The 23,295-nt window shown below is 39.1% G+C and carries 25 protein-coding genes and 1 pseudogene; 11 read left to right on the plus strand and 15 right to left on the minus strand.

The annotated features are described in order from the left end of the window. The first annotated feature begins 122 nt into the window (after nt 1–122). From CVS92_RS01465 to CVS92_RS01480, 4 genes are all read left to right on the plus strand, one after another. A complete protein-coding gene (locus CVS92_RS01465) occupies nt 123–1,178 on the plus strand; it encodes an ABC transporter substrate-binding protein (RefSeq protein ID WP_107788268.1) in 1,056 nt (351 codons plus the stop codon). Nucleotides 1,179–1,181: 3 nt separating this feature from the next. Beyond that, nucleotides 1,182–2,189 carry a FecCD family ABC transporter permease gene (locus tag CVS92_RS01470; RefSeq protein ID WP_107788269.1) on the plus strand — a complete coding sequence of 336 codons (1,008 nt, stop codon included), beginning with the start codon at nt 1,182–1,184 and terminating at the stop codon, nt 2,187–2,189. Further along, the gene (locus tag CVS92_RS01475; protein ID WP_107788270.1) at nt 2,189–2,962 is read left to right on the plus strand and encodes an ABC transporter ATP-binding protein; all 774 of its coding nucleotides are present in this window, start codon (nt 2,189–2,191) and stop codon (nt 2,960–2,962) included. Before CVS92_RS01470 ends, CVS92_RS01475 begins: the two co-directional genes overlap by 1 nt. An 82-nt stretch (nt 2,963–3,044) precedes the next feature. Further along, a complete protein-coding gene (locus CVS92_RS01480) occupies nt 3,045–3,251 on the plus strand; it encodes an excalibur calcium-binding domain-containing protein (RefSeq protein ID WP_072594813.1) in 207 nt (68 codons plus the stop codon). Nucleotides 3,252–3,321: 70 nt separating this feature from the next. On the opposite strand, the gene recG is transcribed toward CVS92_RS01480, so the two are convergent. From recG to CVS92_RS01495, 3 genes are read right to left on the minus strand one after another with little or no spacing between them, the layout of a single operon-like run. After that, nucleotides 3,322–5,139 carry an ATP-dependent DNA helicase RecG gene (gene recG, locus CVS92_RS01485; RefSeq protein ID WP_107788271.1) on the minus strand — a complete coding sequence of 606 codons (1,818 nt, stop codon included), beginning with the start codon at nt 5,137–5,139 and terminating at the stop codon, nt 3,322–3,324. Beyond that, complete coding sequence (locus tag CVS92_RS01490; protein WP_107788272.1) at nt 5,129–6,358, minus strand: M16 family metallopeptidase; 1,230 nt, start codon at nt 6,356–6,358, stop codon at nt 5,129–5,131. Before CVS92_RS01490 ends, recG begins: the two co-directional genes overlap by 11 nt. Beyond that, nucleotides 6,359–7,405: a dehypoxanthine futalosine cyclase gene (locus CVS92_RS01495; RefSeq protein ID WP_107788273.1), complete on the minus strand. Its 1,047-nt coding sequence runs from the start codon at nt 7,403–7,405 to the stop codon at nt 6,359–6,361. It abuts the gene before it with no gap. A 132-nt stretch (nt 7,406–7,537) separates the two neighbouring features. Between CVS92_RS01495 and CVS92_RS01500 the strand changes: the two genes are divergently transcribed. Beyond that, on the plus strand, nt 7,538–7,750 hold the full coding sequence (locus CVS92_RS01500; protein WP_107788274.1) for a hypothetical protein: 213 nt from the start codon (nt 7,538–7,540) through the stop codon (nt 7,748–7,750). A 21-nt stretch (nt 7,751–7,771) separates the two neighbouring features. Here the strand turns inward: CVS92_RS01500 and CVS92_RS01505 are convergent, their stop codons facing one another. Next, nucleotides 7,772–8,164, minus strand: coding sequence for an NfeD family protein (locus CVS92_RS01505; protein WP_107788275.1), 393 nt, complete (start codon nt 8,162–8,164; stop codon nt 7,772–7,774). Further along, a complete protein-coding gene (locus tag CVS92_RS01510) occupies nt 8,161–9,075 on the minus strand; it encodes an SPFH domain-containing protein (RefSeq protein ID WP_054196349.1) in 915 nt (304 codons plus the stop codon). The genes CVS92_RS01505 and CVS92_RS01510 overlap by 4 nt, the downstream gene beginning before the upstream one ends. An 80-nt stretch (nt 9,076–9,155) precedes the next feature. Between CVS92_RS01510 and CVS92_RS01515 the strand changes: the two genes are divergently transcribed. From CVS92_RS01515 to CVS92_RS01525, 3 genes are read left to right on the plus strand one after another with little or no spacing between them, the layout of a single operon-like run. Beyond that, nucleotides 9,156–9,584, plus strand: a complete 429-nt coding sequence (locus CVS92_RS01515) for a copper resistance protein NlpE (protein ID WP_084108484.1) — start codon at nt 9,156–9,158, stop codon at nt 9,582–9,584. Between the two features lie 48 nt (nt 9,585–9,632). Further along, a complete protein-coding gene (locus tag CVS92_RS01520; RefSeq protein WP_107788276.1) occupies nt 9,633–10,835 on the plus strand; it encodes a copper resistance protein NlpE in 1,203 nt (400 codons plus the stop codon). Nucleotide 10,836: 1 nt separating this feature from the next. Further along, the gene (locus CVS92_RS01525) at nt 10,837–12,033 is read left to right on the plus strand and encodes an MFS transporter (RefSeq protein ID WP_107788277.1); all 1,197 of its coding nucleotides are present in this window, start codon (nt 10,837–10,839) and stop codon (nt 12,031–12,033) included. Nucleotides 12,034–12,081: 48 nt separating this feature from the next. Here CVS92_RS01525 and CVS92_RS01530 read toward each other — a convergent pair whose 3' ends face one another. The 9 genes and pseudogenes from CVS92_RS01530 to CVS92_RS09025 all read right to left on the minus strand — a co-directional run. After that, the gene (locus tag CVS92_RS01530; RefSeq protein WP_081004427.1) at nt 12,082–12,906 is read right to left on the minus strand and encodes a CheR family methyltransferase; all 825 of its coding nucleotides are present in this window, start codon (nt 12,904–12,906) and stop codon (nt 12,082–12,084) included. Beyond that, nucleotides 12,893–13,462: a CheB methylesterase domain-containing protein gene (locus CVS92_RS01535; protein ID WP_021090732.1), complete on the minus strand. Its 570-nt coding sequence runs from the start codon at nt 13,460–13,462 to the stop codon at nt 12,893–12,895. Before CVS92_RS01535 ends, CVS92_RS01530 begins: the two co-directional genes overlap by 14 nt. 112 nt (nt 13,463–13,574) lie before the next feature. Next, nucleotides 13,575–13,835: a FlhB-like flagellar biosynthesis protein gene (locus CVS92_RS01540; RefSeq protein WP_021090972.1), complete on the minus strand. Its 261-nt coding sequence runs from the start codon at nt 13,833–13,835 to the stop codon at nt 13,575–13,577. Beyond that, nucleotides 13,835–15,466: a flagellar hook-length control protein FliK gene (locus CVS92_RS01545; protein WP_194167333.1), complete on the minus strand. Its 1,632-nt coding sequence runs from the start codon at nt 15,464–15,466 to the stop codon at nt 13,835–13,837. Before CVS92_RS01545 ends, CVS92_RS01540 begins: the two co-directional genes overlap by 1 nt. Nucleotides 15,467–15,487: 21 nt before the next feature. Continuing rightward, nucleotides 15,488–16,732, minus strand: coding sequence for an MFS transporter (locus CVS92_RS01550; RefSeq protein WP_107698055.1), 1,245 nt, complete (start codon nt 16,730–16,732; stop codon nt 15,488–15,490). Continuing rightward, complete coding sequence (locus CVS92_RS01555) at nt 16,722–17,279, minus strand: hypothetical protein (protein WP_234398680.1); 558 nt, start codon at nt 17,277–17,279, stop codon at nt 16,722–16,724. The genes CVS92_RS01550 and CVS92_RS01555 overlap by 11 nt, the downstream gene beginning before the upstream one ends. Then, nucleotides 17,230–17,508: an AtpZ/AtpI family protein gene (locus CVS92_RS01560; RefSeq protein ID WP_084108504.1), complete on the minus strand. Its 279-nt coding sequence runs from the start codon at nt 17,506–17,508 to the stop codon at nt 17,230–17,232. The genes CVS92_RS01555 and CVS92_RS01560 overlap by 50 nt, the downstream gene beginning before the upstream one ends. Further along, nucleotides 17,508–18,791, minus strand: a complete 1,284-nt coding sequence (hemL, locus tag CVS92_RS01565) for a glutamate-1-semialdehyde 2,1-aminomutase (protein ID WP_107788280.1) — start codon at nt 18,789–18,791, stop codon at nt 17,508–17,510. Before hemL ends, CVS92_RS01560 begins: the two co-directional genes overlap by 1 nt. A gap of 266 nt (nt 18,792–19,057) precedes the next feature. Then, a pseudogene (locus CVS92_RS09025) lies at nt 19,058–19,393 on the minus strand (c-type cytochrome); the annotation flags it as partial. Between the two features lie 83 nt (nt 19,394–19,476). On the opposite strand from CVS92_RS09025, the gene folD reads away from it, so the two are divergent. Genes folD through CVS92_RS01585 form a run of 3 tightly spaced genes read left to right on the plus strand, consistent with a single transcriptional unit; the run spans nt 19,477 to nt 21,888 of the window. Beyond that, nucleotides 19,477–20,337: a bifunctional methylenetetrahydrofolate dehydrogenase/methenyltetrahydrofolate cyclohydrolase FolD gene (gene folD / locus CVS92_RS01575; protein ID WP_107788282.1), complete on the plus strand. Its 861-nt coding sequence runs from the start codon at nt 19,477–19,479 to the stop codon at nt 20,335–20,337. Between the two features lie 2 nt (nt 20,338–20,339). After that, a complete protein-coding gene (lepB, locus tag CVS92_RS01580) occupies nt 20,340–21,245 on the plus strand; it encodes a signal peptidase I (RefSeq protein ID WP_107788283.1) in 906 nt (301 codons plus the stop codon). Further along, entirely contained in the window at nt 21,232–21,888 is a 657-nt protein-coding gene (locus CVS92_RS01585) for a site-2 protease family protein (RefSeq protein WP_107788284.1), read from the plus strand. Before lepB ends, CVS92_RS01585 begins: the two co-directional genes overlap by 14 nt. A gap of 18 nt (nt 21,889–21,906) precedes the next feature. On the opposite strand, the gene CVS92_RS01590 is transcribed toward CVS92_RS01585, so the two are convergent. After that, on the minus strand, nt 21,907–23,292 hold the full coding sequence (locus tag CVS92_RS01590) for a DUF4139 domain-containing protein (RefSeq protein WP_107788285.1): 1,386 nt from the start codon (nt 23,290–23,292) through the stop codon (nt 21,907–21,909). Nucleotides 23,293–23,295 lie beyond the last annotated feature (3 nt).

Consider the following 23,295-nt stretch of genomic DNA (forward strand, 5'->3'; position numbering starts at 1 on the left):
AAGATATATATTGTCTTAATAAAAATTTTAAAAAATTTATGAAATTGGCGGAATTTTACATAGAATTAACCTAAAAATTATTAATATACAACTTTATATTTTTAAAATAAAGGAAAAAAAATATGCAAAGAAATTTTTTGCAAAAAATGGCTAAATTTAGCCTTGTCGCTTCACTTTTTATGGCTCTTAACCTAAACGCAGCTGAGTCTGCTAGAAGCATAACAGATATGCAAGGCGTCAAAGTAGGCGTGCCTGAGAAGGTTGAAAAGATCGCTGCTCTTTGGCACGCAAACAACGAGATCATCCTAGCGCTTGGCGGTATGGATAAAGTTGTAGCTACAACCGATCAGATCAAGAAAAACAAGTGGTTCGCCCTCGTCTATCCAAGACTTAAAAATTTACCAGCCGCACTTGATGGCAAAGATCTTCAGATCGAAGAGCTTGTTAAGCTTGCTCCTGATGTTGTCGTAGTCTCAAGCAAAAACTATCAAGATGAGCTTAGCAAAAACGGCTTTAGCGCTGTAAATTTGATCTTTAGAGACTATCCAGATATGGAAAAAAGTATCTACGCAACAGCTGAAGTGATCGGCACTGACAAGGCTAGAGCTATGGCTGATAAACTTACAAAAAATATCCAAGATAACACTAAATTTGTAACTGATAGGACAAAAAATATCCCTGATGCTAAACGTCCAAAAGTGCTTCACTTGCTTGGTGGAGCAAATTTATTAAAGGTTGATGGCACAAAAACTATCATAAACACTTGGATAAATTTAGCTGGCGGCAAAAACGCAGTCTCAAAAGAGGGCTCTATGATCGAGCTAACAGCTGAAGAGCTCATCAATGCAAACCCTGATATCATCATCGTTGGTGGTGCTGATACAGACGCACAGATCAAAAGTATAAAAGAAAACCCTGCATATTCGGGCTCAAATGCTGTTAAAAACGGCAAAGTTTATGGCAACCCAAAAGGCGTTTTTGGCTGGGATAGATACGGCGCAGAGAGTGCTCTTCAAATTTTATGGGCAGCAAAGACTATCCAACCAGATCTATTTAAAGATGTCGATATAAAAGCTAAGACAAAAGAATTTTACAAAGAGTTCTTAAACCACGATCTTAGCGATACAGAGTACGACTATATCCTAAAAGGTCTAAACCCAGACGGTAGCAAAAAATAATATATGAAAAACGCAAATTTTTCATTAGTTACCATTTTTTTAGCTCTGCTAACGCTTCTTTGCGCCTTTGTCGCACTTTGCGTTGGTAGATTTTACATTTCATTTGGCGATGTATTTAGTGTGTTAGCTCATAGCATTGGCCTAGGAGAGGGAGCAGCTAGCAACATCACAAACGTGATAGAAAATTTACGTATCCCACGCATCATCGCAGCTATCTTAGTCGGTGCAGCTCTTAGCGTGAGCGGTGCTGCCTATCAAGGCGTCTTTAAAAACCAGCTTGTAAGCCCAGATCTTCTAGGCGTATCAGCAGGCGCTTGCGTGGGCGCTGCCACTGCGATCATCTTTGATCTATCGCTATTTTGGATACAGGCTTTTGCATTTGGCTTTGGCCTAGCAGCCGTTGCTATCACGCTAGCCATACCAAAGATGATGGGGCGTACGAGCACGCTTATGCTGGTGCTTTCTGGTATCATCGTAAGCGGTCTTATGGGCTCAATCATCGGCTTTTTAAAGTACGTCGCTGATCCTGAAACAAAGCTACCTGATATCGTCTACTGGCAGCTTGGAAGCCTTGCAAAGCTTGATAGTGAAAATTTAAAGTACATAGCCCCAGTTATGATCATCTGTGCCATTTTACTAATAGCCATGAGCTGGCGTATAAATTTAGTCTCTCTTGGCGACGAGAGTGCGGCTAGACTTGGCGTAAATGTGGCTTTTGAACGTGCTATCGTTATAATATGCGCCACGCTTCTTACGGCATGCAGCGTCTGCATAAGCGGCATAGTCGCATGGGTGGGACTTCTCATGCCTCACTTAGCACGCATGCTAGTTGGAGCAAATAACATAAAAAGCATGCCTGCAAGCATATTTATGGGCGCGATATTTTTGCTATTTGTAGATACCTTAGCTCGCAGCATAAGCGTGAGTGAAGTGCCTCTTGGCGTGCTTACTGGCTTTATCGGCACGGTATTTTTTGTCTGGGTTTTATGGCGAAATAAAAAGGTTGCATGATGCTTGAAGTTAGAAATTTAAACTTTAGCTACCCAAATGGGGCTGGCAAACTAGAAAATGTAAATTTAAAGATAGGCGCAGGCGAAATTTTAACCATACTTGGTCGAAATGGAGCTGGCAAATCAACCACTCTTGGGCTAATAAGCGGCTCACTAAAGCCAATTTCAGGAGAAATTTTCCTTGATGGCAAAAACGTAGATAGCCTAAGCAATAAAGAGCGCGCTAAGATCATGGCATATGTGGCTCAAAGTGAGGTTGCCGAGTATGAATACACTGGACTTGAGTTCATCACGATGGGACGTGCGGCGCACCTTGGCATCTTTGCAAGACCTAGCAAAGAAGATGAAGAGATAGCTAAGATTTACACTAAAAAGCTTGAGATCGAGCACCTTGAAGAGAAATTTATAACTCAAATGAGTGGCGGTCAAAAGCAGATGTGTATGATCGCTCGTGCGATGGCTGCGCAGCCAAAGATGATCATTTTTGACGAGCCAACGAGTGCGCTTGATTTTGGCAACCAGTATAAATTTTTACGCACCGTTAAGTGGCTAAAAGAGCTTGGCTACTCAGTCGTGCTAACCACTCACAACCCTGACTTTGCCGTGCTTCTTGGCGGATATGTCGCACTTGTAAAAGGTGATGGAAATGTTGAGTTTGGCACGGTTAATGAGATCATCAGAAGCGAAAATTTAAGCAAGCTTTACGGACTAAGCTTAAACGTAAGCTACATCGACGAGGTAAAAAGAGAGTGTTGCTTAACATATCCTCTTTAAATTTATACTCTCAAAAGAGAAATTCTTTTGAGAGCGCTTTTTTGTATTATTTTTCTTATTTAATACTGCCTTTGGAGTAAAAATGAAAAAAGTAGTTTTGATTTTATTTTTTGCATTGATGGCAAACGCAGCGGATAAATTTGATTGTTCTAAACGCTACTGCAAAGAGATGAAAAGTTGCGAAGAAGCATATCACTATCTAAGAAAATGCGGACGCAGTGGGTTTGATCGTGATCGTGACGGTATACCATGCGAGAATGTATGCAAAGAGCGCAGAGTAGAAAAATAATTTTATTAAAATTTACTCCGCTAAAATTTAAAGCCAACAAAATCAAAAATTTAGGTTAAGCTAAAAGCAACTAGGCGTTATTTTTAGCAAGCGCCGCCACTCTAGCCTTTGCAGCCTGTGTGATATCATCCTCGTAGTCATAAAAGTTAAAGGTCGCTCCGTGCTGGAAAAAGCCATTTAGTATATCGCCGCTTTGGCGGTTTTTCAGATCAAGCTCGGCCACCTTAAAGCCGTCATTTGTCGCGCAAAATTCTTTTAGCCTAGCTGGCGCCTCTTTTAGCTTGGTAAATAAAAAGCAGTATCCATCGCCGCCATTTCGCCCCACTCTACCGCGCAGCTGATGAAGCGTGGCAAGCCCCAGCCGCTCAGCGCCCACGATCACTATCGTATTTAGCCTTGGTAGCGAGATCCCGACCTCAACAACGGTGGTTGAGAGCAAAATTTCACCCTCTTCTCTAAATCGCCTTAAAATTTCCTCTTTTTCTTTGTCTTTGCCGTGTGTGACGAAGACATTTTTGAAATTCTTTAGCCAAAAGCCCTGCGCCTCGCTTAGACTTTGGTAGTTTGAGCTCTCGCTGCTCTCAACTAGCGGATAGATGATGGCTACTTGAAAGCCGCCCGCAAGCTGCTTTTTGATGTGAGTTAGCAAAAAACCAAACTCGCTAGCGCCTAAAATTTGGCTCGTTATATTTTTCTTAAATGGCATCTGCTTTAAAAAGCTAAAATTTACGATCTCAGACTGAATGAGGCTTAGCGTCCTTGGTATGGGCGTAGCTGAAAACTGCACGAAATTTGCTCGCTCGTCCTCGTTTGAGGCAAGCTCCTCTATCTTTTTACGCTGATTTGAGCCAAAGCGGTGCTGCTCATCAACCATGATAAGCGGTGAGTTTGGCAGCTCGTGAAAGAGCAGCGCATGCGTGCCAACGATCAAATTTGCCCCGCTAAAGTCTATCTTTTTCTCCCCGCTTCGCACCAGCATCACGTTCATAAAAGCGGGCAGCAGCCTCTTTGCTTCGTTGTAAATTTGCTCGCTTAAGATGCTTGTTGGCGCCATCAAAATGGCACTTTGCGGATAGACGCTAAACGCTGCTGCTAGGATCACAAGCGTCTTGCCACTTCCTACATCGCCCATTATGACGCGCCTTTTTGCCTGCACAGCGCTAAGGTCGTCTCTGATGTCATTTATGGCGTTTATCTGGTCATTTGTCGGCGTAAATGGCAAGCTCTTAAGCCAAGAGCTTATGTCAAAAAGCTTGATTTTTGGGCTTTTAAAGTAGGTTTTTTTGGCACTTAGCTTTTTTATGTAGTTAAAAATTTCTACAAATTTTAAGATCTGCGCACCCTCATTGTCGTTTTTTAGGCGGTATAAAATTTGTACGCTTTGCTCATCTAGCCTTTGCAGATCAGCTAGAAATTTAGCCTCTTTTTCATTTAAGCCCTCGGCTAATAAATTTTGTAAATTTATATATTTTAAAACAAGTTTTTTGACTTCTTCATCTTTTAGCTCAGTCTTAAATTTAGGCACGATCTGGCCTACTTTTGTGGTGATTTTTGGATTTACGATCTGCCACGAGCCAAAGGCGTAGGAGCAAAGCCCATATATCGCCATCTCTTTGCCAACCTTAAAAGCACCGTAGTGCCAAGACTTTGCGTTAAAAATGACGATCTTTACGCTACTTTGCCACTGCTCGCAAAAGGCAAGTGCAGTTAGCATGCCAGGGCGTGAGGCGAGTGAGGTGATCTTTACATTTATGCAGACCTGCCCTTCTCTTGGGCTCTTAGCGATCGTCGTATCCTCAAAGCCCTTTGGTAGCACGAGAGCAAGGTCAAGCAGGCTAAGCACGCCTATTTTTAGAAGTTTTGCTCTATCGCTTGCTTCAAATTTCATTTTTTAGGACACAAAAACTTAGCTGATTGATCTCTGTGTGGGCTTTTATGAAGCTATTTAGCTCACTTAGCGAAAGGGCTGAAATTTTATCCAGATCCTTTAAAAATGCCCCAAGCTCGCCATGCTCATAAAACTCGCCTTGTGCTATGTCAAGGCGCTTAAATAGCGTCTCAAGTCTAAGTGGCAACGAGCCAAGTAAAAATTTCTTCGCCTGCTCAAGCTCGGCCTTGCTAACGCCTTTTTTACTAAATTTTAAAATTTCCTCTTTTATAACGGCGATCGCCTCATCTTTTTTCTCATTTTTTGTCTGCATGTAGCCGTAAAGCTGGCTGTAAGAGAGATTTAGCAAATTTCTAGCGTATGCGCTATATGCAAGCCCTCTTTTCACGCGTATCTCCTCCATGAGCCTCGAGCCAAAGCCGCCCTCGCCTAAAATAAATGTCGCCACAGCGGCCTTGTATTTTTCTTCAGGCTTTACATCAAATGGCGCGCCAAAGTAGATGTAGGCCTGTTCGCTTTGCCTGATGATCTCGCTGCTTTCGCACTTGTCACTTGGGCTAAAGTGCTCTAACCTTCGAGCTTTACCAGGTTTTAAAATTTCTAAAACACTAGCAAGCTCTTTTGTCTGCTTCTCATCGATGTCGCCACCTAGCACGCAAAGCAGATTTGAAAGGTCTAAATGCTCGTTTAAAAATTTACTTACATCCTCAAGCGTGATCGCTTTTATGCTCTTTTTAGTGCCGATACTTGGCAGAGCAAGCACGCTTTTTGGGTACAAAAGCTCAAAGAGCCCCTGCCTTGCCACGTAGTCAAAGTCGTTTTCATTTGCTGCGATCTCGCCAAGTGTGACGGTTTTGCACCTATTTAGGATCTCATCTGTCAAATTTGGGGCGAGCAGTAGCTCTTTTAGCTTGCCGCATGCAAAGGCAAAGTGCTCTTTTAGGCAGTTTAGATCGATGCAAAATGTCTCAAAGCCACAGCTTGCGTTTAGGCTGATCGCCCTTACTTCAAGCTCTTTAGCGAATTTAGCCGAGCCTAGCTTTATATCGCCCTCGTTTAGTAAATTTGCACTTAGCCTTGCAAGGCCTGCTAGCTTGCCATTTTGCGAGCTACCAGCTGTTTTGAAAACAAGTCTGAGGCTCACTACTGGCATCGCCTTTGAACTTTCAAAAACGACTGGAATTTTTACATTTTTTACATTGATATCTAAAATTTTCATCTAAAATTTCTCCAAAATATCGTAGTTTGTGTTGCGCTTAGCTGGGATTTCTCCGACATCTTTTATAAGCTCGATCATCTGGTCTTGATTCATCCTAAAGCTAGCACCTGCGGCTTTTACGACGTTTTCCTCCATCATTGTGCTACCAAGATCGTTTGCGCCAAAAAGAAGCGCAAGCTGACCAACGTAGCTGCCCTGCGTGACCCAGCTGCTTTGGATATTTTTAAAGTTATCCAAAAAGAGCCTTGAAACCGCAAGAAGCCTTAGATAGACGTTTGAGCTTTGCTTTTTGATCTCTGGGAATTCTTGCATGAGTCTTGTGTTTAACCCTTGAAAGCTCCAAAGTATAAACGCTCTAAATCCAGCCGTTTCATCTTGTAAATTTCTGATGTGCTCCCAGTGCTCCACGATCTCACGAGTGCTCTCAACCGTGCCAAACATCATCGTAGCAGTCGTTTTTATGCCAAGCTCGTGCGCCTCTTTGTGTATGCGAAGCCAGTCTGCGGTGTCACACTTTTTTGGGGCGATGATGTCACGAACGCGGTCGCTTAAAATCTCCGCTCCAGCCCCTGGCATCGAGTATAAGCCCTTTTCGTTTAGGCGCCTTAAGACCTCTTTGGTAGAAATTTTTGAAACTCTTGCGATGTAGTCGATCTCAACGGCTGAAAAACCATGTATCGTGATGCTTGGATAGTGCTTGCTGATGTAGCTGACAAGCTCCTCGTACCACTCGATATTTAGCTTAGGATGAACACCACCTTGAAATAAAATTTGCGTGCCGCCAATGGCGATTAGCTCCTCGATCTTCTTGCCGATCTCCTCAAAACTTAGCACGTAAGCGTCTTCCTCTTTTGCGTGACGGTAAAATGCGCAAAATTTACAATCCACCCAGCAGACGTTCGTATAGTTGATGTTGCGATCGACGATAAAGGTCGTAATGCCCTCTGGATGAAGCTCTTTTTTTCTAGCTAATGCCATCTTGCCAAGCTCGTGAAGCGGTGCATTTTCTATAAGATCGATGGCCTCATTTACACTAAGTCTTTTCAATTTTAACCTTTTATTTTGCTTATTTTTGGGCGAAAGTTTAGCCAAAAATGCTTTTAAATATGATAAATCAGGCGTTATGAAAAATTAATTTTTAAAGGCTAAAATGTGAGAAATTCTTTAAAGGAGCAAGTTATGAAAAAGATAGTATTTGCCGTTATTTGCGGACTATTTTTAGTTGGTTGTGCTAAAAATGAGCCAAAGCCAGCAAGCCACGAAGGTTGCGGTTGTTCTCATCACAAAGAGACAAAAAGTGATATGCAAAAACAAGGTTGCCACCATCAAGGTTGCATGATGCAAGGCTCAATGCACGGCGATATGCAAGGCTGCCCAGCTCACGCAAAATAGTAAAAGTGCCAAAAGGCACTTTTATTTTAATATCACCTTGTCGCCTTTGGTGCCAAGAACCGTCACTTTTTCTCCGTTAGCTAAATTTCCGTCATATTTCCAAAGAGTGCCTTTAAAATAGACCATATTTTCTCTGACCTCGCCAACTCCGGCTTCGTCTAAAAATTCCTCGTTAAAGCTCTCTTTTCTAGACATAAATTTGCTCTTTAGCGGTGCTTTTAAAAGTGCAAGAAGCATGATCGCAATCGCTGCCGTAATTAAAATTTGATAGCTCCAAGCAAAACTAAAACCAAAATTTATAGCTCCAACTACTATAAAAGCTATGCCAAAAAATAGCAAATAAAATGAAAAAAAGATAAACTCGGTGATGCACAAAACCACACCGATTGCTATCATTATAAAAGGGTTGATCACGCCTTATCCTTAGCTAGAAAATTTTTCAAAACGCTAAGTGAACCAATAAGCTCAGTCGCCTCATAAGGGACTAAAATTTTATCTTTTGAGCTATTTTTAGCTAGCTCGCTAAATGCCCCGACTCTATCGCGCGCGAGCAAAAATTCTGCCGCATTCGCGTTTTTGCTCATGCTATCATTTATCATATCCATAGCCTCTTTTTGAGCCGTTGCGATAGCGATTTGTTCGTATTTTTTCGCATCAGCCATACGCTCGATCGCCTCTGCTTGAAGTACTTTTTCTTGTTTTAACGCTTCGGCGTTGCGTATTAGCGCCTCTTTTTCAGCCAAGGCTTTTAGCTCGATCGCACGTTTTTCACGCTCGGCTTTCATCTGCATATTCATCGCCTCTTCGATGCCAAGTGGGACAGAAATTTCAGAAATTTCTACACGCATGATCTTTACGCCCCAGTTGCCAGCAGCGTCGCCAAGAGCCACTTGAAGTGCGGCATTTAGGCGGTCACGTGAGCTTAGTGTATCATCAAGATTCATCGCGCCGATCTCGCCACGAAGCGTTGTCATGGCTAAATTTGCTATGGCGCGCTTATAGTTATCTACATTATAAACCGCCATTTTTGCATCAAATACCTTTAAAAAAACGATACCATCGACGCTTATATTAACGTTATCTTTTGTGATGACTTGCTGTTTTGTAATATCTACTAGCTGCTCTTTTACGGTGATTATCGCTCTTATTTGATCGACAAATGGGATAATTATGTGAAATCCACCGTCAAGCACTTTGTGGAATTTACCAAGTCGCTCGATGAGTAGATTATCAGCTTGTGAGACGATCTTGATGCCAGCCTTTAAAAACAAGAACGCAAAGATAACCAGAACTACGACTAAAACGCCAAATGCTTCGATTTGCATTTTTACTCCTTTAATTTATAATTTGTTATTTTCTTAAGTATTATAATACATTTTAAATTTTATTTTCAAAAAGGATTAGCATGAAAAATTTTATATTTGCACTAAGTGCGGCTCTACTTTTGGCAGGTTGTGCATCATCTAGCCAAAACACAAACGTCCCACAAGGCAAATGTGAAGTAAAAAGTAGCTGCGAAGCTCCAATTAACAGCATCGAGGGCACTTATAAAGCATTTTTGCCTTGCGCTAGCTGCATGGGTATAGACTCAACCCTTATACTAAAAAAGGACGGCACATTTGAAAGTGTGATGAACTACAAGTCAAAAGACAACTACAAAGCTGTTAGTAAAGGCAAATACTCAATCGAAAATGGTGTGATAACAACGATTGATGAGTATAAAGAAAAGAGCTTTTATAAAATAGAAGGCGAGAACCTAAAAATGCTAGATATGGATCAAAAAGAGGTCACTGGCGAGCTAAAAGATAAATACATCTTTAAACGCGTAAAATAAATTTTAAAGGCAAAATGATATAATTTTGCAATTTTTAAGGAGTTGCAAATGAAATATCTTTTTGCCATACTTATCTCATTTTTCATCCTTGGCTGCGCAAAAAATGAAAATTTAGAGCCAAATCAAAGCACACAAAATACAGTAAAAGAAGACAAACTGCTAGTTCAGGCAAATACACCCAAAAAGCCAGAAAAGCTAATACTTCCAAACTCAATTTATAGTAGTTTTCACACTATTTTGCCTTGCCCAAATTGCGAAGGCATAAAAACTATCATTACGTTAAATAAAGACAAAACCTATACAAAAACAATGCTTACTATGGATAAAGAAGTAAGCTTGGTTGAAAAAAATGGTACATTTGATGTTGATGATAGTGCTATCATTTTAAAAGATGAGAATGGCAATCTTAGCTACTTTGCGCCAAATAAAAACTCACTTCTTCAACTTGATGACAAGAAAAATAAGCGAGTTGGCGTGCTAGCTCAAATTTATAATTTCGAGCCGGTAAACAAAGCTTACAAAGATAGTTTTTTTGCCAAATTTTATAAATTTAAAAACAAAGATAACTTTTTAGACATTGTAATCGTACCAAGCAAAAATGGTGCGAAAATAAGTTTTTATTCATCGTTAAAAAATGGCTCGCCACTTTGCGAGTTTAGCTCTGAGCTACTTTACGACAAAGGAATTTTTTACCTTTTAGATGAAAAAGGAATTGCTCTAAGCATACACAGGATAAATAATGCAATTTTTCTAGTAGCAAACGATAAAATTTGTAAAAATGCTCACATAAGCGGACGATATAAAAAAGATAAAGATCAAAAAAATCTCTTTGGTAAAGGCTTTTTTGCAGAGCTGACAAACGAATCAGCAAATAGAGATGTGATAAAAATTTACGGCTCAAAAAACATAAAACGTGATAACACAAAAAAAGAAAACAGCTACATCGTAATAAATAAAAATGAAAGAATTTTTGAATACACCTTGCTAAATGGCATTATCACAAGCATTGAAATTTATTCAAATGAGTTTAAAACTCCAGAAAATATCAGCCTTAAATCAAATTTCAAAGATATAAAAAATTCTCTTGTTATCTCTAAATTTAGTAGTGACAAAAACAATATCTATCTAAAAATAGATAGCCACGATATGTTAATCACACTAAAAAATCCACTTGCCAAAGAGATAACAAGCCTAAACGATATACCAGATGAAACAAAGATAGAGCAAATAACGCTAATGTGGAATCAATAAGTTGAAAGAATATCTTAAACTTTTAAAAGAAGAGAAAAATTTTCGCCTCTTAAGCATCATTCAGCTTATATGCTATTTTGGCGTATGGTTTTCGCACACAGGTATTTTTACCCTTCTTATCAAGCTTGACGCTCCTGTTTGGGCGATTACGCTAAGTGCAGCGATGGCATTTATCCCAGGTGTTGTCATAGCTCCATTTAGTGGAATTTTAGTTGATAAATTTAGCCCAAAACCGATGCTTGTCATCATGATGGCAGTTGAGACGATAAGCGTTTTCATGCTTCTTTTTATAGACTCACTTGATTTTTTATGGCTACTTTTACTTATCATTTTTGTTAGAAATGGCACCGGTGGAATGTATTTTCAAGTAGAGATGAGCGTACTGCCAAAAATTTTAAGCAAAGAAAATCTCAAACTCGCAAATGAGATCCACTCTATCATCTGGGCAGTCTCATACACCGCTGGTATGGGGCTAGCTGGAGTTTATATACACTTTTTTGGTATTAAAAGCGCATTTTTGCTTGATGGCATACTATACATTTTTAGCTTTGGATTTTTATATTTTTTAAATTTACAAGGTCTAAAGCCAGAATTTATAGAAAAACCACTAAAAATGCTAAAAAATGGCCTTGTGTATTTAAAAGAAAACAGGCTTATCGTGCATCTTATATTTTTGCATGCCTTTGTTGGCATTACCGCTTATGACGCGCTTATAGCACTTTTGGCTGATTACAAATATGCAAATTTGCTCTCGACATCGCTAATTATAGGATTATTAAATACCTCAAGATCCATTTCACTTATGTTTGCTCCAGCCATACTTAGTAAATTTATAAATAAAAATACGCTTATTTTCGTATATATCGGTCAAGGCCTTGGTATCATTATTTGGGCTTTATCGCTTTGGAATTTTTATCTATCGCTTATTGGCATTATCTTCGCTGGATTTTGCACATCAAGTCTTTGGAGCTACACCTATACGATGCTTCAGCAAAACTGCAAAAAAGAATTTTATGGCCGAGTGATTGCATATAACGATATGGTTTTTCTTGGCTTTAGCGCTCTCATTTCATTTATCATTGGTCTGCTTTATGATATTGGGCTTAGCGTTGAGATGATTGCGAGTTTTATGGGAAGCCTCTTTTTTATAGGGGCTTTTTACTATCACATCGTATTAAAAAGCTACAAAATAAGGTGATTGTTTTTAAATTAAGTCGCCTAAGTTAAAAGGCGACTTGGCAAATTTTTATTTTTTTAGATAGTAGGTAGTTCCATTTGAAAAGCGTTTTTCATAAGCTGGAGTGTAAGGCACAAGATCAGCGTGCCCAGCGTAAAGCCTACCATCTGGCTTAAGCAATTTATGAAGCCTCTCAACACATTTTAATCTAAAATCATCATCAAAATAAATCATCATATTTCTTGAAAGCACTATATCAAATTTTCCTAGATTAAAAATAGCATCATCAAAAACATTTAAAATTTTAAACTCACACCTTGGTAAGTTTTCTTTTTTTATCTTAAATTTATCATCAACTTTTGTAAAAAATCTCTCTTTTTGAAAATCGCTTAATCTGTGCAAGCTCCTCTCACTAAAAATACCATTTTGACAGCTTGCTATGGCTTCTGAGTTTATGTCTATACCTACGATCGAAATTTCATGCTGTTTAAATCCCATCTCATAAGCAAGCATTGCAAGCGAATATGACTCATCTCCAGTAGAGCAAGGAGCACACAAAATTCTAGCTCCTCCAAGCTCCTTTGCGTAATAGATCACATCTTTAAGTTGAGGTAATTCTCTATAAAAATAAGTCTCATTTACAGTTACTAGATTTAAAATGTCTTGTCGTAAGCTTGAGTTATATCTTATCATCGAAACAAGATCTTTAAAGCTTTTTATCTGGCGATCTCTAATAAAAATGGTAATTCGCTGCAATGTAATATCTCTTTTTGGCTCCAGATCAACTCCGCAAAGAGTTTTGATAACATTCATAAATTCATTAAAACTATCCATATCTTGTGAAGTATTTGTTTGCATTGTTTTTGTATCTTTTGCGTCATTAGTTAATAGCATTTAAAAAATCCTCCAGCTCTTTTTTTATCATAGTTAGATTTAATGATTTTAAGCTTTGATTTAGCTCTTTTGCACGTTTTGGCATACCATAAACTATCGCACTCTCTTCATTTTCAGCTATACATTTTGCTCCAGCCTTATAAAGCTTGTCAAGCCCAGATGCACCATCGTCTCCGATGCCAGTTAGCAAGATAGCTAAGACATTTGCACTTTTGCAAATTCCAACTCCAGATTTAAACAACACATCAACATTTGGCGTATATATAGTCTTTTCTTCTGTATTTGGCTTTGCACTAATTGGTAAATTTGGTGATACCACTACATTTTGTTCGCAGACATATACGGTATTTTCTTTTAAAATTTTCCTCTCATTTAAAATTTCAACATCCAAGCCACACTCTTTTCCAATTTGCATAGCAAAAGAGTTTATAAACATTTTATTCATGTGCTGGGCTATCACGATGATAGCTCCATTTAGTTTTACGTTTTTTAGTAACTTTTTTAAATGCCCAGGCCCGCCAGTAGATGCCCCTATTAATATTAATTTTTGTGCCACAAATAGCCTTTAAAATTTTAATTTAATATTTAGCTTACGCCACTTTTTTGTATATCGTCAATATCCTTGCCACTCTTTATATGCCTTGCTAATTTTTAAGCAAATTTATAGATCATTTCTTTGTGATCTTATATAAAAAGCTAAAAATTTCAGCAACAGCTTTATATAAATTTGGTGGAATTTCTTGATCAACTTCAACCTTGCTTAAAATTTCAATAAGATCAGGATCCTCTTTGATCGGTATATCATGCTCTTTTGCAAGATCAATTATTCTATTTGCTATCTCGCCAGCGCCACTAGCCAGCACTCTTGGAGCATTATCTTTAGATCTGTTGTAGCCAAGAGCTACTGCTTTTTTCTTATTTACTTGCATTAAATTTTCTTATCAAAGCCCACATCAAGGCCACCAAATTTTTTAAATCTATCATTTAACTTTACTTTTGACAAAGTTTTGATATTAAAGTTTGAAACTATGAGTCCAAGCTTTGATATTGCTTGTTTTAATTCACTAGAGTTTGAAAGAATTAGCTCCTTAAACTCATTTGTTTGCGTAGCTACCGAGAGATCAATGTATCTTTTATCAATAAGTCCAACCATCACATTTATCTGTCCAAATTTCTTAAAATTCAGATCGATCTGAGCGTAAAATTTATCCTTTTTGCCTTGCTTAAATGCGATATTTCCACCCTCAACGCCGTCCCAAATATAAGGCATATAGGTTTGAATCCCGCCTTGAAGGCTTGATATCATTTGATGCATCTCAATCTGTGAAATCATCTTATTTGCAGCATTTACGCTTTGTGAGTTTTGACTCTTTTCACTGATATTTAAAAGCGTACTTTTTATATCTTGGCTTAGCACCTTTGAAATTTCACCACTATTTTTAGTCGTAATGTTATTTATATCATTTGTAGCGAGATTTAACTGCTTTAAAAGCGCCTTGCTCTCACTTAGCTCATTTTTAGCCAAACTTGCCTTAGCATCAGCAAGACTTAGGCTATGAGCAAGACGTCTCGCCGCACTTTGAAGCTTATCTTGCAAGCTGCCATCCTTTGAAACATCGCTCATCTCATTAAACGCTTTTACAAGCCCTACTTCATCGCCTATATTATTTAGCGTTTTTAGATCGTTTTTTATGCTATCAAGGATAGTTTTTAGCTCTTTGTGATTTTGGCTAAAACCAAAATTTTGATTTAGCTTTTCATTTGCTAGGCTTGCGACTTTCTCGCTTAAATTTGAGATGAAATTTTGCATTTTGCCTATTTGATTTTTTACTAGCTCGCCATTTTGATCTTTTGAAAAATTTTTATCTAAAAATTTAACCACACTATCAAGCTTATCAACATCTTTTAAAAGGGTTTTTATGTTTGAGTTATCAAGAATGTTTTTTGCGTCATTGCTCGCTTTTTCAAGTATAGAAGCAAGCTTTGAAAAAGAGTTTTGATTATCTAATTTTTCATCATTTAGGGTTAAAATTTGATTTAGTAAATTCCCACTTGAGAGATTTTTTATATCGCTTAGTAGCTTCTGAACCGAGTTTGGAAGCTTCTCTGGGCTAAGTGCATCTTTTAAATTTGCTTCAAGCATGACACCTGAATTTTTGATCTGATCATTGAGCGAGCCAGCTTTTAGATCGGCTATTGGCTTTAGAAATTCTTTGAGCTTTAAAGCCAAGCTCTTTATCTCAGGGCTTTCATTTTGGGTTGCTTCTGCTTCTAAGCTTTTTGTAAGGTCTGATAGCTCACTGGCTAAATTTGGAGCGATTTTCGTATCTTTTGCCTGAGATAAAATTTGTTCAGCCTTGCTAAGACTTGAAGCACTTTTTAGATCATCAAGTACTCTTGCAACGAGTTTTCCAACATTATCAAGTGTCTCTGAAATGCTCTGCTCACTAGGCGTTTGTACGCTTGGCTGATTTTTAAAAAGCGAGCCTTCATTTTTACGAACTGGCACATTTTGAGTAGTATTTTGTCCGGTCTGAACCGAAGTGTTTGATATATTCAAAGAATTTCCTACGTCCATTTTTTACTTTTTATTTTTTCTATCGGCAAAATTTCCATTTTGCTCAATAGTAGCTATACCAGCCGTTCTTGCAACGAGCCTGTCGTTGTACTCTTTTCTCATGTGCTGTGGTATTGTCTTTTGCGTTAGCGCAAATAAAATAAGTCCAGCAAAAAGCACCAAATAAACATAGATAAAGCCAAATGCTCCAAAAATTTTCATCGCATAGCTCATAAGAAGCGGCGAAAAAAGCGAAGCCAAAGAGTAGCTAAATAGCAAGGCACGTGCGACTTGCACGCTTTTAGTTTTATCTGTGATCTCATCATTTGCCCTAGCTAAAGAAAGCCCATAGGTGCAAAAAATTCCAGCTCCAAAAAAGAATGAAAGTAGATATTCAACCGTTAAATTTTTGCCATTTAGCAAAAACAAAACCGCACTTATTAAAGCCACGCTGCTACAAAGCAAAATAGCTGGCCTTCTACCATATCTATCAGAGAAACTACCGATAAAAACTTGAGCTAAAAAGCCTCCGATCATCGCAACCGTCATAAAAAATGACGCCTCTTTTGTGCCGTATCCTTGAAGCAAAACAAAAAGGCTTGCCATCGAAAAAAAGCCATTTATCGCTAAGCCTGCAATGAGCGCGCCAACAAGAGCAAGCGGGACGATACCAAAAATTTTTGGGATGTTTATAGGCTGACGCTCTGGGATTTGAGGCTGATTTATACGAATCAAATTTAATGGAATGCTTGAGAGCATGATAAAAGCTGCACTTATGATGAAAATTTCAAAGGTTTTAAGATCAAGCGCTAAGATCAAAATGCCAAGTCCAAAACTTGTGTAAAAAACGCCTTCATAAAAGGCTATCACACGAGATCTTATTTTGTTTGGAATTTTTGCATTTAGCCAGCTTTCTATAACCATCAAAAGCGCGTAGTAGCAATATCCCAAAAATGCACGCAAGATCGCCCAGAATACTAAATTTTGATTTACCGCATGAAGCATAGCTGAGACTGCAAAAATGGCTGAAAAGATGGCAAATGCTCTGATGTGGCCAGTAGTTGAGATGACTCTGTGAGCTGTAATGGTGCTAATTAACGCACCCACAAAAAAGCCTGTATTGATTAATCCAATCTCTAGCTCGCCCACTCCATTTTGCTTAAGAAGTGCGCTGCAAGATGCGATGACTAGGCCATTTCCGATAAAAAGCAAACTCATGCCCAAAAATAGCGGTCCCATCGAGCGGATGATCCTAAAGCTACTTGCCATCAGTGTCCTTTGCAGTATTAAATTTATTCTCCATAAGCCCAAAGACAAAAGCACCAATAGGCATCGGAGCAAGCCCAACTAAAAAGCCAGACACATTTAGTAAATTTTCATTTTTTAAAAAAATAAATCCAAAAAAAAGTATCGCATAAGCCACCAAGCGGTAAGGCATAAAGGCTGCTACAAAACTTTTATCTTTAAATGAAAATTTCTGCTTTTTTAGCCTTGCTTTTTCTTCTTTTAGGCTAAATTCGTTTGTCTCATTTTGCACCAAATTTTCATCATCTTCATCGTTCTCTTCTTCTATCTTGGCTAAAATTTCCTCTCTAGCATTTTCTAGCCTTGAATTTATGCGGTTTTTATAGGCAAAAAAACTAGCCGTTAGGATGATAAGCGAGGCAAAAAATGAAATTTGCGAGCTTATAAAAAATTGATTTGATATAAATTTGCCAACCACGCTAAGAGCTAGCCAAAGCGCAAAATAGCAAATCAAAAGCCTACTAATCGTCCTCATCATCGTCTTTTGTGTAGCCTTTGTATCTGCTTTCATCTTTTAGCTCATCTAGGCTTTTTATCTGTGCTTTGTAAGCTTTATAGACATTTAAAATAGCAGCTGCAATGCCAATAGCAAAGCCTATCCAAAGAGCTGGCGTGAAATTTGTAGCCTTTTTTACAAAATACCCTAGTCCAGTGCCAAGCAAGATCGCAACTACGATTGAAACGCCAAGGCTTAGCTGCTCAGCCCCCGCTACGATATCTTTTATCTTAAATTTTGCCATTAGGCTTTTATCTCCAAAAACGCCTCTTTAGCTGCGCTTACCGCTAGATCGATATCCGCTTCACTCATCGCATCGCAAACAAATCCAGTCTCAAACTGACTTGGAGCTAGATAGATTCCGCGCTTAAGCATCGCTTGGTGAAATTTAGCAAATAGCTTTGTATCACTCTTTAGTGCATCGTCGTAGTTTTTTACGGCGTGATCTGTAAAAAAGTAGCCAAACATAGAGCCACGAACATCAGTTTGGATAGTAATACCAGCACTCTTTGCAGCCTCTTTAAAGCCGTCCATTAGTTTTATAGCAAGCTTTTCGAGTCTGGTGTATAAATTTACGTCGTTATTTATCTTAGAAATCGCTGCTATACCAGCACTCATCGCTACTGGGTTGCCACTTAGCGTGCCTGCTTGATAGACAGCACCTTCTGGGCTTAAGCAGTCCATTATCTTGGCCTTGCCACCAAATGCAGCGACGTTCATGCCTCCGCCTATAACCTTGCCAAATGTAATGAGATCAGCGTCCACCTCATGAAATGGATATGAGCCAAGGCGAGAAGCTCTAAAACCACTCATAACCTCATCAAGAATGAGCACAGCGCCAAATTTATCACAAAGCTCTCTAAGCTCACGTAAAAATTTCTTATCAGCTGGCACAAGCCCCATATTTCCAGCAATAGGCTCGATTATAACGACGCCTATTTTGTCTTTATTGTTTTCAAAAATAGCTCTTACGCTTTCTATATCGTTATAAACTGCTAAATAGGTGTTTTTCACAACATCTTGTGGTACGCCGCTGCTTGATGCGTTGCCGTATGTCGTAGCGCCACTTCCTGCTTTGATAAGAAGTGCGTCGCTGTGTCCGTGGTAGCAGCCCTCAAATTTTATTAGTCCATCTTTTTTAGCATATCCTCTAGCCACCCTGATCGCGCTCATGGTAGCCTCCGTACCAGAGCTAACGAAGCGAATTTTATCTATTTGCTTAAATTCATCGCAGATAAGCTTTGCTAGAGCTGTCTCTTTTGGTGACGGAGCACCGTATGAGACGCCTTGTTTTACAGCAGAGATGATCGCCTCTTCGATATCTTTGTCGCAGTGACCAAAGATGAGCGGTCCCCAGCTTTGGATAAAGTCAAGATATTTTTTACCCTCGACGTCGTATAGATAAGCTCCCTTTGCGTGATCGATCATCACAGGCTCACCGCCAACGCTTCCAAATGCACGTACTGGCGAATTTACGCCACCTGGGATATATTTTTTGGCTTCGCTAAATGCCTCTTTATTTGTCATTTTTTATCCTTTTGATTTTGTGTTTTTAGATTTATTTTTTGATTATCTTTTGGGTTTGCAGCTGGTTTTGCTGGCGACTTTGGGGCTTGCGTAGTAGCGGTTTTTGCTGACTCAGCTGGTTTTACAGGGGCAGTTTTAGCTGGTTCTGCTGGTTTTGTAGCAGGAGCGGCTTTAGTAGATTGCTCTGGCTGTTTTTGCGTCGTATCAGTGGAAACTGACTTGCCCAAATTTTGCGCTTTTGCTGCTTTTGAAGGAGTATTTATCTTATTCGTAATGTATTCATAAAGAATCGTAGTCTCCTCGTCTGTCAAAAAGTAGCTTGGCATGACGCCTTTTGGCTTAGTTAGAGCTGCTTTAAAGCTTTCAAAATCTATATCGTTTATCTTTGGTGCTCTAAGCTCATCATCAACCGTTTTGTTTGCTTTTTTGTCAAAGTGTTTGTATTTAGATATGAGACTACCCTCGCCCTTTGCGCCGTGACATTTATCGCATCCTATGCCGCGTGGATTTAGATATAGCATCTTGGCGTACTCAGTCTTTGTGATAAAATCAGCTCCAAAAATCGCCACACAAAAAAGCAAAATCAAAAAAACAGACCGCATAAACCTCTCTTTTAAAAATTTAATTTAATTTTAGGTATGATACCACCCTTGTGATTAAAAAAGCTTTTAAATAAGGATCCAATATGAAAATTTTAGACGGCAAAGCCGTATCTTTAAAGGTCAAAGAAAGCGTAAAAGTAAGAGCTGAAGAACTAAAAAAATTTGGCGTCGAGCCAACCTTGGCCGTCGTCTTGGTCGGCGAAGATAAGGCATCTCAAACATACGTTAGAGCCAAAGAGAAAGCCTGCAACGAATACGGCATAAAAAGCGTGGCTCACCGTCTAAGCGAAAATACAACCCAAGCGGAGCTTCTAGCACTTATAAATGTGCTAAATTTAGACGATAGCATCCACGGCATCTTGGTTCAGCTACCACTTCCAAAACATATAGATACAAATACCGTTTTAGCAACAATTGATCCAGCAAAAGATGTAGATGGCTTTCACGCTGTAAATGTCGGCAAACTTGTTAGCGGCCTTGATGGTTTTGTGCCTTGCACACCGCTTGGCGTGATGGAAATTTTAAAAGAGTATGGCATAGAAGTAACTGGGCTAAATGCAGTAGTGATCGGTAGAAGCAACATTGTTGGCAAGCCTATGGCAAATTTGCTTTTAAACGCCTCAGCAACCGTTACCGTGACTCACAGCAAGACTAAAAATTTAAAAGAAATTTGTAAAAATGCCGACCTCATCGTCGCAGCCATTGGTAAACCATTTTTCTTAAAGGCTGATATGGTAAAAGATGGCGCAGTAGTCGTTGATGTAGGCATAAATAGACTTGATGATGGCAGGCTTGTAGGTGATGTGGATTTTGACGAGGTCGCACCAAAATGCTCATACATAACACCAGTTCCAGGAGGTGTGGGTCCGATGACGATTGCGATGCTTTTAAACAACACAATCCTTGCAGCCCAAGCTAAGATAGCTAGCCACAAAAGAGCGTAATAATGAAAAAATTTTTTACTAAATTTTATGACTTTTGCTCGAGCTGGACAGGCACGGTCATCATCGTACTTTTTGTTATATTTTTCATAGCTCAAGCCTTTGTTATCCCGTCTGGTTCGATGAAAAATACGCTTTTGGTTGGTGATTTTTTATTTGCAAAAAAATTTGTTTATGGCATACCAACACCAAGAATTCCATGGCTTGAGGTAAAAATTTTACCCGAGCTAAATGACAATGGGCATCTTATCACAGGCGATGGTCCGGCAAGAGGCGATATAGTCGTCTTTCGTTATCCAAAAGATGAAAAGACCCACTTTGTAAAACGCTGCTTTGCCACAAGCGAAGATGAGATAGTGTTTACCGAAAAAGCCTTGTATTTGCGTCCAAAAGAGGGAGATAGCTTCATAAAGGCAAACTGCCGTGAAAATTTAAACGGGAAAGAGAGTAAATTTGGCTACTCATGTAGCGATATAACCGAGCTTGATGGCAAACTTTTCATAAAAGAGCCATATAGGTTTAGTGGCATCCACTATGACGAAAATGTAAATTTATTTGAGCAGATGATTTTCATGCTAAATACAAACAAAGATAGTGTTTTTATGAAGCCAGTGTCCATTAGCTCACTTCCTCAAAATCCAAATTTTAACTTTAATGCATTTTACGTCAAAGTGCCAAAAGATGAATACTTCATGATAGGCGACAACCGCGATCACTCAAACGATAGCCGTTTTTGGGGAAGCGTGGCTTACAAGGACATAGTCGGACAGCCTTGGTTTATATATTTTAGCTGGGATAGCAACTACAATGTGCGCTGGGAGCGTATCGGACGCTTTGTGGATACGATAGAAAATGACGAATTTTTCACTAACAAAGCTCTAAAAGAAGGCGAAGTAGATGGGCTTCACTAATTTTGACCCTATCAAGGTCGCCACTATCGTCATCTCTTTAATAATCGCCATCGTCGGTCACGAGATCGCTCACGGATATGTCGCTTATAAATTTGGCGATAACACCGCAAAAAATCTTGGCAGACTTAGCATAAATCCCATAAAACATATCGATCTTGTTGGCACTATCATCGTGCCACTGGTGCTTTATCTAAGCACTGGCATGATGTTTGGCTGGGCAAAACCAGTGCCTGTAAATACCTACACAGTCGTACGAAATGGCGGCTACAAGGCAGCTATCTACGTAAGTCTAGCTGGCATCTGCTACAACGTCATCTTAGGCATCTTGTCGCTATTTGTGCTAAAGGCTCTGCTAAATATAGAAACCTTTGAAATTTTACTTCAGTTTTTATTTACGCTTGCGCTTTTAAATTTGATGTTAGCCATCTTCAACCTCTATCCGATCCCGCCACTTGATGGCTTTCACGCGCTCGAGTATGTGCTTAGAAATTTTGGCTTTCACGCACTGGCTGAAAAGCTAGAGGGCATCTCAAGATATGGCTTTGTCATCCTTATCATCATCCTCGTCTCGCCTTTAAAAGATACTATCTTTTATCCGACAAGATACGTTTTAGATATCGCAAGTACCTTTATAAATGGCTAAATTTAGAGCAAATTTGCTCTAAATTTTTGGCTTTGTGATCTTATAAGAGTACTCTCTTTTAAATTCCTCTTTTGGCGCAAGGCTAAATTTAAGCTCCACCTTGCCATCTTTGCTGATATCTTTTTTGTCAAAGCCCTTTACCTCGACCTTTACCGCCTCATCAGCAGATACTGGCACGCGCTCCACCAAAGTGACATCAACGCTCTTACTTGAGTTATTTTTGACACTTATCTCATAGCCCTCTTCGCTTATGCGCTCCTTGCCAAGAAGCGAACTCTTTTTAAATTTATTTAAGCGCTCTTTTTTAAGTTCGATTAGTTCGTTTTGCCCTAAAAATAACTGCACTGGCTCATCTTTTGCTTTCATCTCAAACTCGCTAGGACTACCAACACTCACACCATTAACATAAAACTGCGTTTTAGCTGGAGTTAGATCGTCATTTATCTTAAAACTAGCCACATTATATGCCTTTAGCGAGCCGTAAAAATCAGCAAAAACACTAAAATTTGCATCCATCTTTTGTGTGTCATAAGTTATATATTTGCTCTCACCTTTTGCTAAATTTAGCCCATCTATCTTCCAAATTTTGGCAAATTCATTCTCATCTCTTTGCACACGCATATCAGCGACCTCAGCGGTGACTTTTGCAGCCCTTAGCATATTTCTTGAAGCGCCGTAACCATCAGCCTCCGCCTCACTCTCCTCGTACCAAGGGTAAAACTTGCTTGGAGCAAGCGCTTTTTGATATCTGGTTGGATAGATAACGAGTTTTAAATTTTTAATATCGCTGGCAAATGGGTTGGTGAGCAAAATTTCTTGTTTTATCAAGATATTTTTGTTTTTTGTGTCTGCGTAAATTTCATTTAGCGTCTTTGGGGCCTCATCATCCATATATGAAAGTGTCGCCTCTTTTAGGTCGCAAGCAAATTTTATATCAAGCTGCAAAAATCCAGCCATCTCGCTCTTTGGCTCATTTTCATTAAGCGCTTCAAGCTCGCCTTTGACAGCTGAAATTTTCTCGATATTTTCTAGGCTAAATTTATAAAACTCATCAGCTCTTTTTGTCACATCATTACTTTTGTTTTCTCCTATCAAAGCTTGCTCTATAAACCTACCTCTTGCTTTTAGTGCCTCAAGCTTGCTACTTAAATTTACAACTTCTTGCTTCCATTTTATGTAACTTGGACTATTTTCTTCACTGATCTTTTTTAGATTAGCATTCACGTCACAATCGCCATTTATAGTGATACTATCACTCTGTACACCCTCTGGCACAAAGGCGCTAAAAGAGCTATTTGCGTCGCTAAATTTTTGAGTGATGATGGTTTGATCAATGTAGATCTCTATCAAATTTTCATTTGCAAAGGCTAACGCTGAAGCCATTAAAAAGAGCGTCTTTTTCATATT

Source organism: Campylobacter concisus (genome assembly GCF_003048555.1).
GTDB lineage: Bacteria > Campylobacterota > Campylobacteria > Campylobacterales > Campylobacteraceae > Campylobacter_A > Campylobacter_A concisus_AO.

Excerpts from the sequence above, each read along its gene's own strand:
- folD (WP_107788282.1), top strand. The coding sequence starts at position 19,477 with ATGAAAATTTTAGACGGCAAAGCCGTATCTTTAAAGGTCAAAGAAAGC.
- CVS92_RS01480 (WP_072594813.1), top strand. The coding sequence starts at position 3,045 with ATGAAAAAAGTAGTTTTGATTTTATTTTTTGCATTGATGGCAAACGCA.
- CVS92_RS01510 (WP_054196349.1), bottom strand. The coding sequence starts at position 9,075 with ATGCAAATCGAAGCATTTGGCGTTTTAGTCGTAGTTCTGGTTATCTTT.
- CVS92_RS01530 (WP_081004427.1), bottom strand. The coding sequence starts at position 12,906 with ATGCTATTAACTAATGACGCAAAAGATACAAAAACAATGCAAACAAAT.
- CVS92_RS01560 (WP_084108504.1), bottom strand. The coding sequence starts at position 17,508 with ATGGCAAAATTTAAGATAAAAGATATCGTAGCGGGGGCTGAGCAGCTA.
- CVS92_RS01540 (WP_021090972.1), bottom strand. The coding sequence starts at position 13,835 with ATGCAAGTAAATAAGAAAAAAGCAGTAGCTCTTGGCTACAACAGATCT.
- CVS92_RS01475 (WP_107788270.1), top strand. The coding sequence starts at position 2,189 with ATGCTTGAAGTTAGAAATTTAAACTTTAGCTACCCAAATGGGGCTGGC.
- CVS92_RS01470 (WP_107788269.1), top strand. The coding sequence starts at position 1,182 with ATGAAAAACGCAAATTTTTCATTAGTTACCATTTTTTTAGCTCTGCTA.
- CVS92_RS01550 (WP_107698055.1), bottom strand. The coding sequence starts at position 16,732 with ATGGCAAGTAGCTTTAGGATCATCCGCTCGATGGGACCGCTATTTTTG.
- CVS92_RS01490 (WP_107788272.1), bottom strand. The coding sequence starts at position 6,358 with ATGAAAATTTTAGATATCAATGTAAAAAATGTAAAAATTCCAGTCGTT.
- CVS92_RS01585 (WP_107788284.1), top strand. The coding sequence starts at position 21,232 with ATGGGCTTCACTAATTTTGACCCTATCAAGGTCGCCACTATCGTCATC.
- lepB (WP_107788283.1), top strand. The coding sequence starts at position 20,340 with ATGAAAAAATTTTTTACTAAATTTTATGACTTTTGCTCGAGCTGGACA.
- hemL (WP_107788280.1), bottom strand. The coding sequence starts at position 18,791 with ATGACAAATAAAGAGGCATTTAGCGAAGCCAAAAAATATATCCCAGGT.
- CVS92_RS01465 (WP_107788268.1), top strand. The coding sequence starts at position 123 with ATGCAAAGAAATTTTTTGCAAAAAATGGCTAAATTTAGCCTTGTCGCT.
- recG (WP_107788271.1), bottom strand. The coding sequence starts at position 5,139 with ATGAAATTTGAAGCAAGCGATAGAGCAAAACTTCTAAAAATAGGCGTG.
- CVS92_RS01555 (WP_234398680.1), bottom strand. The coding sequence starts at position 17,279 with ATGAAAGCAGATACAAAGGCTACACAAAAGACGATGATGAGGACGATT.
- CVS92_RS01590 (WP_107788285.1), bottom strand. The coding sequence starts at position 23,292 with ATGAAAAAGACGCTCTTTTTAATGGCTTCAGCGTTAGCCTTTGCAAAT.
- CVS92_RS01515 (WP_084108484.1), top strand. The coding sequence starts at position 9,156 with ATGAAAAATTTTATATTTGCACTAAGTGCGGCTCTACTTTTGGCAGGT.
- CVS92_RS01500 (WP_107788274.1), top strand. The coding sequence starts at position 7,538 with ATGAAAAAGATAGTATTTGCCGTTATTTGCGGACTATTTTTAGTTGGT.
- CVS92_RS01520 (WP_107788276.1), top strand. The coding sequence starts at position 9,633 with ATGAAATATCTTTTTGCCATACTTATCTCATTTTTCATCCTTGGCTGC.